We start from the raw sequence: 13,633 nt of genomic DNA on the forward strand, positions 1-13,633 counted from the left end.
GCTTATGATTGACCAACCTGTTTCATGACCAAGAGCACGACCATTGATCACGCCTAACCTGATTGCTTACGCCGCCTTGTTCGGGTGGCCGCTTGTCGTGATATTCCTGTTCAGGACACGCCCGATCCAAGAGGCGTTGATTTGGTCGCTGCTGGGCGGGTTGCTGTTGCTGCCAAGCGCTTTGGAAGTGAAAATTCCGATGGTCCCGGCGTTTGATAAGACGTCGGTGCCGAACCTTACCGCGCTTTTTATGTGTATTCTGATCGTCAGGAGTCAGGCGGCGAAACTGCGCGGCCCGCAACGCAGCAAGCCCGTCGTGGCCGGCGCGCCCACCAGCCGGCGCGTCACCAAAAAGACAAATGAAGAGGTCGTTCCGCAGAAGTTCAAAGACCCGATGATTTTCAAGATTCTGGTTGCTATTCTGATGATCAGCCCGGTCTTCACAGCGCTCAACAACACCGACCCCATCGTCATCGGTCCGCGGTTCATCCCCGGCCTTCGGCTATACGATGCCGTGTCGATCCTGATCGGGCTTGTGACGATGATCGCGCCGTTCTTCCTTGCCAAGCGCTTTCTGGCGACGCCGGAATCCCATGCGCTGCTGCTGAAGGCGCTTTGCTTTGCGGGTCTCGCCTATTCGCTGCCCATGTTGTTCGAATCGAGGATGAGCCCGCAGCTTCACACATGGCTTTACGGCTATTTCCCGCATTCCTTCGCGCAGCATGTTCGCGCGGACGGCTATCGTCCGGTGGTGTTTTTCCGGCACGGGTTGCTGCTTGGTATGTTCATCGCGATGACGGTGATTGCGGCCATAGCGCTTTGGCGGCACGAAAAGGGGAACCCGAAAACCTACCTTTGGTTCCTGGCCGCGATCTGGATGAGCATCATCTTGGTCTTCGCCAAAAGCCTCGGCCCGCTGACGTTGACCCTGCTGATCGCGCCGGCGGTTATTTTCGCGACGATCCGGTTTCAGATCGTTCTGGCCGCCGTGATCGCGGCGGTGATCCTCATTTACCCGGCTATGCGCGGCGCAGGATGGGTGCCGATTGACACGATCTATAATCTTGCGTTGTCGGTAAGCGAAGACCGTGCGCAATCGCTGAAGTTCCGGCTTGATAACGAGGAAATTCTGCTGGAACGCGCGAATGAGCGACCCCTGACAGGGTGGGGGTCGTGGGGGCGGCCCGAAATCCACGACCCTTACACGGGCGAAACCACCAGCACATGGGACGGCGCGTGGATCATTTTCATCGCCTCCTTCGGGTGGCTCGGCTACCTCGCCCGGTTCGGCCTTCTGGCGATGCCTTTGCTGCTACTCGGGTTCAAGCGACGACGATTGGGCCTGTCCCAAGCAACGTCGGGGTTGGCGCTGATCCTCGCCTTTAACCTGATCGACTTGATCCCTAACGCTTCGCTGACGCCGATTATCTTTCTAATAAGCGGTGCGCTAATGGGGCGGTATTCCTACGTTCCCGAAGCGGTGGAGGAGGAAGAACCCGAGGCCGTTCCTGAAAAACCCGCGCTGAAGGTGCGCAAACCAAGGACCGCCCGATCCTACAATGAGGTTTAACCACTGAAACGGATTATGTTTCAGCATGTCATTCTAAAACCGCAATTACCGCGGAATATGCGCAGACGCGCTTTTTATACAAATACTGACCAAATTCCGCCCTATAGTTGGGCAACGAATATTTGACGAGATTGCACGCGGGAGGAGCACGTCGTGGACGTTGCCGTTATTATACCCTGTTACAAGGTTAAGAAGCATATCGCTTCGGTCGTGGCCGGAATCCCACCGGAGATCACGCGGATTTATGCTGTTGACGATGCCTGCCCAGAAGGGTCCGGCGATTTCATTGACGAACATATAGACGACCCGCGCCTGACCCTGCTTCGGCATGAACAGAACAAGGGCGTCGGCGGCGCTATCGTGACCGGCTATCGTGCTGCGCTTGCGGACGGGATGGACGTTATGGTCAAGGTCGACGGCGATGGGCAGATGGACCCGACGCTGATCCCGAACTTCGTCGCCCCCCTGCGCGCGGGTGAAGCGGATTATGCCAAGGGCAACCGCTTTTTCTCTGCCTCTGCGGTCAAGGCGATGCCGGGGCTTCGCCTGTTTGGCAACGCGGTGCTTAGCCTTCTGACCAAACTGTCGAGCGGTTATTGGGGCCTGTTCGATCCCACCAACGGCTATACCGCGATCCACCGCAAGGCGGTCGCGGCACTTGATCTTGACGGGCTGTCGGAACGCTATTTCTTTGAAACCGATATGCTGATCTCGCTCGGTGATGTCCGCGCTGTCGTCGTCGATATACCCATGATGGCCGTCTACGGCGATGAGGAAAGCAACCTGCGGATTTCGACAATCGTGGGGGAGTTTCTGAGGAAACATATCCGCAGCACGATCCGCCGCATTTTCTATATGTATTTCGTGCGAGACTTTAACCTCGCGTCGCTCAACCTGTTGTTCGGCCTGATTACCTTCTTCTTCGGTGTCATATTCGGCATGGCGGAGTGGATCGCGTCGGTCAGCACGGGTGTTCCGGCGACGACCGGGACGGTCATGCTGGCGGTTCTGCCGATTATCTCGGGCTTCCAGATGATCCTGTTCTTCCTCGGCTTTGACATGAGCAATGTTCCCCGTCGGCCCTTGCAGCAAATGGCGGTGGTCGCGTCGCTGAACCCGCCGGCCGAATTGCCTGCACCCGCACCCATTCCTGAAAAAGAGTCCCTTAATGGCTAGTAGTCTTACGTATGTTTTTGCGCTCTACACCGTGGTCGCAATCGTTTCCGGGCAGCTTCTGTTCAAGAAAATATCGCTATTGCTCGACACACCCTCCATTCAGGCGTTCCTGCGCAATGACGGGCAGGCGTTGATCCTGCTGATTATCGCGTTCGTCATCTATTCAAGCGCGACGGTGTCGTGGATTCTGGCGCTGCGGGACTTGCCGCTGGGACGGTCCTACATGTTCATGAGCGCGGGGTTCGTCATCGTGCCGTTCCTGTCCCAGCACATCTTTGGCGAAGAACTGAACGGCCAATTCTGGATCGGCGTCGTGCTGATCCTTGCGGGTGTGTTCCTGACCCAAGCGCCTGATCTGTTTCGGAGCTAGCGACGTGACGCAGCCCCACCCGACCAAAGGAGCCGCATCGTGACGCAAGGCTTGCTGCCCCACCGGATCATGCTGTTCGGTCTGATCTTCTACACGGTCTGGACGGTTGGCGTTCACATTACGACGCTGCTGTCGCTTGGCTTTGATACGCTTTACCTCTTCTTGGTGGCCGCTGTCGCGTTGGCGATTGCGGGGCAATTTCGGGCGGGTTGGCTGCATTCGATCTTTGGCGGCGCGAATTTCCTATTGCCCCGCGTTCGGTTCACGTTCCGGCTGCGGCTGATCCATTTGCTCGTTATCGGCGCAGCCCTTGCCGTTCTGATCCTGGCAATGGCGTTCCAGTATTTTCGCACCCAATTCGTGCCGTTCTGGGCGCTGTGCATCGTCTGCGCTTTCTTCGCCGTATGGCTCGCCCAAGGGCGGCTTTCCGACACCGTCCTGTCCTTCGATCCGCCAAAGGAGCGTGAGGGCGCAGGGCTGTCGCTGACTGTCGGCACCGTCCTCGTTTGCGGTGCGCTCCTTCTGCTCTATTTCTTCACGTCGATACCGGACACGGACGACTCCCTTTTTCTGAACATGGCCGTGGGGGCCAAGCAGAACCGCGACGCGATCTATGTGTTTGACACCATGCTCGGCGTGCCGGGCCTGGAGTTCATGAAGTCGACCTACAAGATCGAATCCTACACCCTGCTCGCCGCGATACTGTCGGACCTGACGGGGCTAAGCGTGATCCTGTCGGCCCATACGATCCTGCCCGCGCTGGGCTGCATCTGGGCGGGCGGCGTTCTGGTCGTTCTGCATCACGCGCTGTTCGGCCGGGCATGGCTGACCGGGGTCATCCTGCACCTCGTCTGGCTGATCGGCCTTGATGGCGCATTGTCGAGCTTTGGGTATCACGCGATCCCCCGCTTTATTCACGGCAAGGGGCCGTTCGTCACGCTGATGGTTCCGCTGATTGCCTATCTTACCGCAGTGTCGATCTGCCGCCGTGATCTGCGGGCGCTTGGGCTGGTGTGTATGGCGCTGATCGCGTCGATCGGGTTCACGGCGAACGCGATATATGCGGCCCCGCTGGCCGCCGCGCTTGTCGCCGGGCCGTTCTTGCTGATCGGAAACGGGCAACAACGTATAGCGAGCCTGCGCGTCGCCGCCGCTGTGGTCTATCCGGCCATCATTGCCGCAATCCTCGTCATCTTCGATCCCCCGAAACCATCGGAGTCGGAATCCGCCGGAACCGCTGGCGATATGGTCTGGGGCGTCTTCGGGTCAAACTACGCGCTGCTGTCCGTGCTTGGGCTGGCCTTTCTGGCGAGCGTTGCCGGCGTGTTCCATACGCGGATGCGGATCGTCAGCCTGTATATGCTTGGCCTGTTCATCGTCGTGCTGAACCCGTTTCTGTGGGATTTCTACGGAGAGAACGTCACCGGGAACATCAACTATCGCCTGATATGGGCCGTTCCGGTGCCGTTCATCGTGGCCATCGTCACGACACTGATCTGGTTCTGTAACTTGCGCTTGATGCGGGTTTTGGTCGCTGTTCTGGCGCTTGGGTTTATCGTCGGTCCCGGCTCGATCTTGCATGAGGCGAATATCGGTCTCGCCTTCAAAAAAGTGCCACCTGAAGCTTACGGCGTCGCGGTTCAGACCAATGACCTGACCGAACCCGGCGCGCGCATCCTCGCGCCGGAGGAGGTTTCGGCCTGGATACCGACACTCGAAGAAGGCCGCCCGGTTGTTGAGGGGCGGCAGATTTACCTCCCACAGCGGCAGGGGCAGTTGCCCGAGGCTGAGCTTTCGCAGCGTGCGCTTCTGTTTGATTGGATCGCAGCGACTGAAACGCCAGAGGCGTCAAATTCCGACGTTCTGGCGGCGTTAGAGCAGCTTTCGATCGAAACCATCGCCGTGCGTGAAGGCTTGCCTGCGCATCAGTTGCTTGCGGATGGCCAATTCCCGTTCGCGATGACGGACCAGATCGGCGATTTCGCGGTGTTTGCGAAAAGTAACTGACCTAAGCGTCTTCGCGTTTGAGAACGTCACTCGTCAGGAATGACACGAAGTCACCCGCGACCTTGGTCGATGAAAACCGCGCCTCAATCTCTGCACGCGCGTTTGTGCCGAGCAGTTCGCAAAGCGATGGGTCAGATAACAGCCGCGCGCAGGCGTCAGCCATGGCCGACGCGTCGTCTTTCGGCACCAACAACCCGTTCGTGCCATCAACCACGATCTCAGGAATGCCGCCAACATCCGTCGCCACGGTCGCGACCCCGACGGAGAGCGATTCAAGAACCGCCAACGGGAAGTTCTCGTAGCGGGAGGCGACGACTGCGACCGCGTGCCGGCGCCGCATCTCGTCGATCTCGTCCTTGCTGCACAGCCCTTTGTAATCGACCCGCGCCCGCACCTCGTCCGGCAGCGCGACGAGGGCATCATCCATCATCAGGCGGTGCCCGTCTGGCTGATCCACCCCGCGATCCGGCCCGACGAAGGTCAGATAGACATCGGTCCCGTCCTCAACCAGTTTGCGAAACGCGGAGAGGATCAGATCGCCGCCCTTAATCTTATCGAACCGTCCAACGAAAAGGATGCTCTTGCGTTGGCGTTCATTTAGGGCGCGAAGGTCGATGGCGGGTTTCTTGTCGACCGCGTTCGGGATCACAGCGTTCGGGATGCCGGACAGACCATAATGCGCAAGCGTCTTGGTCATCACATTCTGCGATGGCGCAACGATCCCGTCGCAAACCCGCAGCGCCGCGCCCTCACGTTCGATCCGACCTTTGTTGACCATCGCTGCTGCGTCGTTCTTCTGCAACGGGCTAAGCATGAACCACGGGCCATGCAGAACGGCGACGATTGGAATGTTGAGCTTTTTGCGAAGGTAACGAATCCAACCCTGAGTTTCCTCGATGGCCAAGACCTCAATCCCATGCTTGTCGATGGCGACTTGCACCGCGCCCGCAATTTGATCTGCCAGAACGGGAACCGACGCGATGTCCCTGCCCAGCTTGAATGAAATACGCTCTGCAATGGTCCAACGTCTGGGTTCGGGGAATTGAACGGCCGGCGTGTCGTCAGGCGCATCTATGTGGCTCGTTATGATCGTGACATCATGGCCAAGTTCTTTCAGCCCGGCGGCCATTGACGACACGGCTGTGGTGATACCGTTCGCTGTTTTGGTTCCCGGCCAGGAAGGCGTTACAAGCCCGATTTTCATCTACGTCCTCTCGTTCATAGTCATCCGCCCGCGAAGAATGCCGCCCGCAGCAGCCAGTCAAGCGCCCAGCCCAAGGCCGCACCGACGGCGATTAGCGGTAGCAGTTGGATTTCTTTCAACGGTTCCACCCAGCGTTCCTTGTGGCCCATATACAGAAGAACAAGGATCTCTGGGACGCGGTGCAGCGCCACGATGAAAAAGGCGGCGGTCATCGAATCGAACACCGGCAGGGCCAGCAATAGGCCGATCCAGATCGTCACGGCCTGCACGATGCTCAGCACCGTCATCTTGCGAAAGCGCCGTTGCGCGCTAAAGGCTTCGCGCAGGAAGGTGAAGCCGGTCAACGGCAGACCAAGCGCCAGGATTTGCAGGATACCGGCGACGCTGGCGTAACGGTCGTCATATACGATTTCCACAAGGATCGGGGCGAGCATCAGCAGCGCCCCGCACCCAAGCATCGCCAGCGCGTCAAAGAATTTCCGATAGCGATAGTAGCGTTGGCGGAAATCGTAGACCGCGTCGTATTTGTGGATTTCGGTGAATAGCTGAAGGCCGACCTGCGTGTGAATCTTCGTCAGCAGCATGACGGGCATTTCGATCAACTGCCGCGCGATGTGATAGAACCCGAAACTCGACGCAGGGATGAACATGCCCAGCACCAGCCGATCCGCGACATTGGTAATCGCGGTCAGGGCGGAGTGGACGACGATCCACTTGCCGCGTTCAAAGATCACCGCGATGTGGTTTCGATGCCACGCCAGCCGCATCTTCGGCCCGTCGAACAGAAAATAGCTGAGCGTGACTTGGATCGCCGACGACGCGATCAGGCCGATGACCAGCGCCCAGATGTTGCGCAGGTAAAGCGCGAGGCCGATCATGAAAACCAGTTGCAGGAACGCCAGGGCCATCTCTTCGATGGTGATCATGCCGAACCGCATCCGGCGCTCATAGACGAACTTGTTGGGGTATTCGGTTCCCAAGATCAGAAAGCTCAGCGCCATCGCGGCGATGGCGGGTGGCAGAACCGGGGCGGCATAGCTCGTCTCTGGCCGGAAGACGTCGTAGCTTTGCAACAGCGCAATGGTGCCCGCGACAAGCAGGATCACCACCGCGATCAGAATTCCGCGCAGGATTTGGATCGTCCAGCAGGAATGCAGGAATTCATCTTCCAACTTGCCTTCCTGCGTCAGAATAAGGGACCGGATACCAAGGTCAGAGAACATCGTCAGAATGAAAACGAAGGTCAGCAGGACCGAGAAGATACCAAACGTGTCCGGCGTCAGAATCCGGGTCAGAACAATCGTCGAGGCAAGGCGAAGAAATGCGACGGTGATGAAGCCGACCGCCGAAAGGCTGCCGGAGATCATCACCTTTTGCTTCAAGCTCCGTTCATCGGCTGGCAAACGCAGCGCGATCAGGAGTGCCCTAAGTCGGTTCACGGACGAAAGTTCCTTTTCGGGGGGTGACGGCGGGCGGCCATGTCAGCACATAGCGGGCCAAGTGCCGTCCAACGCACGGGCCTTGTCGCCAATGCGTTGGGGTCGGCAATCACGTCATATCTCAGCTAGAAGCCGATCCGCATGAGTTTTCCCGCGATCCGGCGATAGATGAACGGCGGCAGCACATTCTGCACGAATTCGCGCCGCGCGACCTGCCGGTCTTCCTTGTCGGCGGTGCCGGGGCGCGGCTTGAACAGCGTCGTGTGGCTTTTACGCGAGGCATCCCATGTCGCTGTGAAGTAATAAAGCGCGATCGACAGGCGCGGCTCACCATCAGGGTGGTTCACAGGTTCGGGGTTGCCGTGCCATGTGTCGGACCCGGTGTTGAAGCACACCATGCGGTTGAAGATCGGAACGAAGGAGTTGACCTTCTGGGTCATATCCTTGTTCCAGATTTCGAACTCTCCGCCCCACTCAGACTTCCAGTCTTTGTTGAGGTAGATCAGCACGTTCAGCCGGCGTTCAAGGTTCAGCTTACCGTGGTGGTTAAAGTCGGCGTGAATGTCGAGGTGTCCGCCATTCGAGACCATGTGGATACCACCGCCCATGAAGTAGGGATCGGGGATCAGGCCCTGTATGCCCGTCAGCTCCTCAAGAAACAGGATGAACGGGCGGGAGTTCAGTGCGTAAAACAGGTTCCGCGTGTAGGCCGGAAGACGCTCCGGCGAATAGCTGGTTTTTAGACGCTCCTGATCGCGGTCAAAGCTCGATTCCGCTTCGGGCATCTCTTTCAATTCCGCGCGCACGTTCTCAAGGATTTCGGGCGGCAGGAAATTGTCGATCCCCCCATGCGCGTAAGGGGCTGCGGCACGGTAAGCCTCTGCGTAGGGCTGCGCCGCGGTTTTCGCGTCGTCAACGCTAAGGCTAAAGGTTTTCGGGTCCATCTTAAGGGCGGGTGAAGTCATCGTAGCTCCTGATAATACTTGGTAACGTCGGACAAATTTTTAGTGCTAATCGAGTTTATTATATCATTTACTTCCAGATCATGGCGAATTTATGCAATTCATGCGGGCAATGGAATGATGTTTGCCCGCCTATTTCAGATACTTTTTAACCCGTTGATCGATCTTCTTCTGAAAATGGCGGCGCAGTTCGTGAAGGCCCAGCCGCCGGGCGACCTTTTCGCCCGCGTAGGGGACGAAACCATAACGACGGACGGAAAAGCGCCAGATCGCCAACTTATCAATCACGGTAAGCTTTAGGCGCAGCCAGAAGCCGGGTTGAATGCCCTCGCCCGACGGCTCATATCCTCGCCGTTTCATCAGCGTCCCGATCTTGCCCTCGACCAGCGCCACCTCTTGCGGGCTTTGCTTGTGGCGCCATTGTCCTGCAAGGGACGGGTCGGGCTTCTCGTAGCCGGAGTTCCGATGATATTCCAGCATCCGGTCGTCATAGGAAACGCCGAGAAAGGCGCAAACGGCGTCAAGTTCGCGCTCCGGGTTTGCGATCAGCGCCTCGTATCGCAACGTCAACACCTGTTCCGGTGCGATCTGATCGGCGATCTTTTCCCAGGTCGATTCACATTCGATCCAGTGATTGATGCCGTGATAGACGGTGCCGGCCCACCCTATCCCGATTGAGGATCGCGCTACATCGCGGGGATCGCGCAGGATGTGAATGATCCGGGCATTCGGAAAAATCTCAAGCAGCCGGTCGATGCGCCGGTGAAGGTTGTGCGTCGTGAGGCCTTCGCTCCGCGCTTCCAGTTGATCCAGAAAGCTGTTGAGCAGATCAAGGCCGGTCATCCCCTCGGGCACCGTCAGGGATTTCGCGATGAAGATGCGATCCGCCGCGAGGTCGTTCATGTCATAGCGCCAGCCGGTCGGATGGGCCGGATCACGCTCAAGGTAGTCGAATAGGAAATCGACCTCACCGGGATTACTGACCGCTGGGTGGGCATCAAGCATCAGCGCAAAAAGTGTGCTTCCCGATCGTTCAGAGCCAAACACAAAGATCGGCGCCAGATCGAGGCTACCATCTGGCTGCGCAATCCGTTGGGAATCCCAATCCCTTGAGGGGCTGTTCATATTCACCTCGGCGCCGGAACGAATTTCGACAGCGGTTGCACAACCTCATTAAGTGCATCGCTGAGTCGACGATCAGCTTCAGGTATATCTTGCTCGGATTCTATCGGTGTAATCAAGCGGACAAGTGCGCTGTCGTTCCGGCCATTCGCGATCTTGCCGACCATCAGCTGTAATTTGGCGGAAAATTCGGACCCCGTGCGCTGGCCCTGCTGTTCGTACCAATAGTAGACGAGCATCCGCTCCGTGCCTTTTTGGATGATAGCGCGGTTCAGGGTTTCACCGCTGGCACCGCCGGGGAACGGCACTGTTTCAAGGCGGGCGATTTCCCAGCCAGCACCGGGCAAACAGACCTCAGGCGAATGCACGCCGCCGCTGTTCTGGTCTTTATACCACGCCATGAACAGGTCTACGCCCGCATTGGCGGTCGGGTCGATCAGTGTGACGGAGTGGTAATCATCCGCCGCCAATATCTGTTCAACCGCCGGGTCCAGCGCCTTTTGCGACCCTGCGTTCCATGCTCCAAGCTGGGTTGGAAAGATCGAGAACGGATCGCGGCTGATCTGCTCAATCTCGGGCCGTGGCAGCGCTTGCCACGCCATCGTGACCGCCACCAGAACGACCGCGCCCGAGATCAGCGCCTTCGACGGTTGCACCAGCCGCAACCGGCCAAGCTGGGTGCCCAGCCCCTCGGTTTCGAGGTCGAGCGCCTTGACCAGAGTCGTTCCGTCCCGACGCAGCCGCACCAGAACCCATGCGAACGCAAACAGGATCAGGATGCAGCTCAGGAAGATTACCCAGCCTTCAAAGAAATGCGAAAACCCTTCGACATATTCCGGCCCGTAGGAATTCACGACGACCCCGGCAAGCGCGATGCGGATGGAGTTCATCAGGATCGTGATCGGCACCGCCGACAGCAACAGAGCGGCTTTGTGCCACGTCGGACCTTGGTAAAGAACCGCGAAGATGTAGGAAAAGCTGAGGATCGGGAACAGGTAACGCAGGCCGGAACACGCCTCTGCGACGTGGAGCTTGTATACGCCGAGGTCGATAATGTTGCCTTCGAGGAACACAGGCACGCGTAGCAGGTCGAGGAAGTACACCCCAAGCTCTGACGAGATCATCTGCAACTGCGTCGACACCCCGTAGTAAAGCGCGCCGGGCAGGGGCAGCATGTAAACAAGGTGCAGAACTGGCGGCCAGAAATGCCGCCCGGTCTTCCAGCCAAAACTGATAAGCAGAATCGCCCCGACCCACAGGATCAGCGCATAGGCGACGATATCTCCGATCCCGATCAGCTTGCCGCCAGCGCCAAGCAGCAGCGCGAAGATCAAGACCGCAAAGCCCGGCCAGCGGTCATTCACCGGGCCCGTGTTAACCGGTACGTCTTTCAACTGGCGTAGAAATAGTAGCCCGGACAGGATCGGGATCAGCGGCCCGTGGCTGTATTCCGGCAGGGTCCACGCGGCCAAAAGCTCTTCGATGCCTTCGCGGAAGAAAACAGCGGCCCCGACGATCATCACGCCAAGCCAGAACAGACCCCAGAACCGAGTCTTACCGTGGCCCTGTGCGCCATCGTCAGACTGGGAAAACGTGTCGTTGGTGACCGACATAAATCCTGCCTTGGCTGTCGGGGAAGTCTGCTCGCCCCGATCAAAACTAAAAACACTTACAAAACGTGCAAGCAATACCGTTTCGCGCGACAAAGCTAAAGGTCGCCGCGCTTAGAAATTAAGTGATGATGTCTATGGCAGGTGAATTGGCCGAAATTTTGACGATATGGCAGTTTTTCGCGCCGCTAGTCACCGCCCAAATCGGCAACGATCAGCCACTACGCCAGCAATATAAGGCGATGTGATTGCCTCCCCCATATGAATGCAACATAACGCGCCCACGAAAAACGAGTGAAACCGTGGTGGGTCAGATGTCGTTCAAGCGTCTGGGCGCAAATTTTGCGTCGCTTTGGCGCGTGTTTGAACTGGCTTTGTTTTCCACGACCGGTAATGTTCGCGTGTCACACCTAATCCTATCTGTTGAGGCTGAAATCCAATGACATCGACGCAAACTCTGGGTCGCGATGAACTGAAGGCGGGTCTGCGCCGCGGGCGTATGCTGTTCTTTGGCGCGTTTGTTTTCAGTATCTTCGTGAACCTTCTGATGCTGACCGGGCCGCTTTACATGTTGCAGGTCTATGACCGGGTGCTGGCCTCGCGTTCTGTTGAAACGCTTGTGGCGCTGTCCATTCTTGTGACGGGGCTGTTTGCGCTGATGGCGGTGCTTGATTTCGCCCGTGGCCGCGTCATGGCGCGTGTTGGGGCGCGGTTTCAAACAGCGCTGGACGGCCGTGTTTTCGAGGCGACCTTGCGTCGGTCGATTGATCCGCAGGACCAAGCCAAATCCCGCGCCGCGCTCAGGGACCTCGATGCGGTTCAGTCGTTCTTCGTGTCGCCGGTGCTGCTTGCCCTGATGGATATTCCGTGGACCCCGATCTTTATCGCGGCGATTTTCCTGTTTCATCCAATGCTTGGCTGGCTCGCCGTGACGGGTGGGGTCATTCTGTTCGTGCTGGCGCTGCTGAACCAAGTGATGACCGTCCGCCGCGTGCGGCAATCGCAGATGGCGCAGCAGGGCGCACATTCCTTCGCTGATCAGGCGCGGTCTGGTGGTGAGGTCGTTCTGGCCCAAGGCATGCGGGCAGAGATGCGCGAACGCTGGATTCAGCGCCGCAATGACGGTCTGGAGAAAAGCATCGGCGCGAATGACTGGACCGGCAGCTTTGCGTCGCTGACCAAATCGTTTCGGATGTTTTTGCAGTCCGCCATGCTTGGCCTTGGCGCGTTCTACGTCTTGCAGGGTGAGATGACGCCGGGCTCGATGATCGCAGGCACGATCCTGTTGGGCCGCGCCCTGGCGCCGATTGAACAGGCCGTCGGCCAGTGGCCCGCCCTGCAGCGGGCGCGGTCTGGCTGGGCGGCATTGTCCACCTACCTTGCCCAAGTTCCGCCAGCGGATGAGCGGACGGAACTGCCCGTTCCCGAAGCGCGCCTGTCCGTGGCTGGTGTGTCGGTCATCCCCCCCGGATCGCGCGCGCCGACCCTTCGCAACATCACGTTCAAGCTGGAACCCGGCCAGGCGCTGGGCGTCATCGGGCGAAGCGGGTCCGGCAAATCGACCCTCGCCCGCACGTTGCTTGGGTACTGGGCGCCCGCCGCTGGCGAAGTGCGGCTGGGCGGCGCAACGCTGAACCAATATGACCCTGATCGGCTTGGACAGCATATCGGCTACCTGCCGCAAAGCGTGACGCTGTTCAGCGGAACGATCACCGAAAACATCGCCCGTATGGCTCGAAATCCGGACTCGAAGGCGGTTGTTGAAGCGGCCAAGCGGTCCAACGCCCACGACATGATTACCGAACTGCCCGACGGGTATGACACCTATCTGAACGGCAACGAAAACCAACTGTCGGGCGGGCAGCGGCAGCGCATCGCGCTGGCCCGTGCGCTCTACGGAAACCCTGTTCTGCTGATCCTGGATGAGCCGAACTCGGCCCTCGACTCCGGGGGGTCCGACGCGCTGAACCTCGCAGTCAAAGACTTCAAAGCGGCGGGCAATGCGGTCATCATCATGACCCACCGCCCCATCGCGATAGCCGAATGTGACACCCTGATGGTGATCGAAAAAGGCGCGATTGCGTCCTTCGGCCCGCGGGACGAAGTGATGAACAAGATGCTGAAGAATGCCGGCAACGTACGGCAGACATTCAAAAGCCGGAAAGCGATCTAA

Annotated in this window: 10 protein-coding genes; 5 read left to right on the plus strand and 5 right to left on the minus strand. The window is 58.6% G+C overall.

The features are described from left to right. Nucleotides 1–43 precede the first annotated feature (43 nt). The 4 genes from ACEWPJ_RS01140 to ACEWPJ_RS01155 all read left to right on the plus strand — a co-directional run bounded on the left by ACEWPJ_RS01140 (nt 44) and on the right by ACEWPJ_RS01155 (nt 5,123). On the plus strand, nt 44–1,570 hold the full coding sequence (locus ACEWPJ_RS01140) for a hypothetical protein (protein WP_416510320.1): 1,527 nt from the start codon (nt 44–46) through the stop codon (nt 1,568–1,570). Nucleotides 1,571–1,723: 153 nt separating this feature from the next. Further along, nucleotides 1,724–2,746 (plus strand): glycosyltransferase family 2 protein, encoded by a 1,023-nt coding sequence (locus ACEWPJ_RS01145; RefSeq protein ID WP_416510321.1) that lies wholly within the window; start codon nt 1,724–1,726, stop codon nt 2,744–2,746. Beyond that, complete coding sequence (locus tag ACEWPJ_RS01150; RefSeq protein WP_416510322.1) at nt 2,739–3,116, plus strand: EamA family transporter; 378 nt, start codon at nt 2,739–2,741, stop codon at nt 3,114–3,116. Before ACEWPJ_RS01145 ends, ACEWPJ_RS01150 begins: the two co-directional genes overlap by 8 nt. Before the next feature lie 39 nt (nt 3,117–3,155). Then, nucleotides 3,156–5,123: a hypothetical protein gene (locus tag ACEWPJ_RS01155; protein ID WP_416510323.1), complete on the plus strand. Its 1,968-nt coding sequence runs from the start codon at nt 3,156–3,158 to the stop codon at nt 5,121–5,123. A gap of 1 nt (nt 5,124) precedes the next feature. On the opposite strand, the gene ACEWPJ_RS01160 is transcribed toward ACEWPJ_RS01155, so the two are convergent. From ACEWPJ_RS01160 to xrtD, 5 genes are all read right to left on the minus strand, one after another. Beyond that, the gene (locus ACEWPJ_RS01160; RefSeq protein ID WP_416510324.1) at nt 5,125–6,327 is read right to left on the minus strand and encodes a glycosyltransferase family 4 protein; all 1,203 of its coding nucleotides are present in this window, start codon (nt 6,325–6,327) and stop codon (nt 5,125–5,127) included. A 20-nt stretch (nt 6,328–6,347) separates the two neighbouring features. After that, complete coding sequence (locus ACEWPJ_RS01165; RefSeq protein WP_416510325.1) at nt 6,348–7,766, minus strand: oligosaccharide flippase family protein; 1,419 nt, start codon at nt 7,764–7,766, stop codon at nt 6,348–6,350. Nucleotides 7,767–7,891: 125 nt separating this feature from the next. Beyond that, the gene (locus ACEWPJ_RS01170) at nt 7,892–8,731 is read right to left on the minus strand and encodes a 2OG-Fe(II) oxygenase (RefSeq protein ID WP_416510326.1); all 840 of its coding nucleotides are present in this window, start codon (nt 8,729–8,731) and stop codon (nt 7,892–7,894) included. Nucleotides 8,732–8,860: 129 nt separating this feature from the next. Further along, a complete protein-coding gene (locus tag ACEWPJ_RS01175; RefSeq protein ID WP_416510327.1) occupies nt 8,861–9,853 on the minus strand; it encodes a sulfotransferase family protein in 993 nt (330 codons plus the stop codon). 2 nt (nt 9,854–9,855) lie between these two features. Then, complete coding sequence (gene xrtD, locus ACEWPJ_RS01180; protein ID WP_416510328.1) at nt 9,856–11,463, minus strand: VPLPA-CTERM-specific exosortase XrtD; 1,608 nt, start codon at nt 11,461–11,463, stop codon at nt 9,856–9,858. 436 nt (nt 11,464–11,899) lie between these two features. On the opposite strand from xrtD, the gene ACEWPJ_RS01185 reads away from it, so the two are divergent. Then, nucleotides 11,900–13,633 carry a type I secretion system permease/ATPase gene (locus tag ACEWPJ_RS01185; RefSeq protein ID WP_416510329.1) on the plus strand — a complete coding sequence of 578 codons (1,734 nt, stop codon included), beginning with the start codon at nt 11,900–11,902 and terminating at the stop codon, nt 13,631–13,633.

Source organism: Aliiroseovarius sp. YM-037, from assembly GCF_048060095.1.
Classification (GTDB): domain Bacteria; phylum Pseudomonadota; class Alphaproteobacteria; order Rhodobacterales; family Rhodobacteraceae; genus JBLUOA01.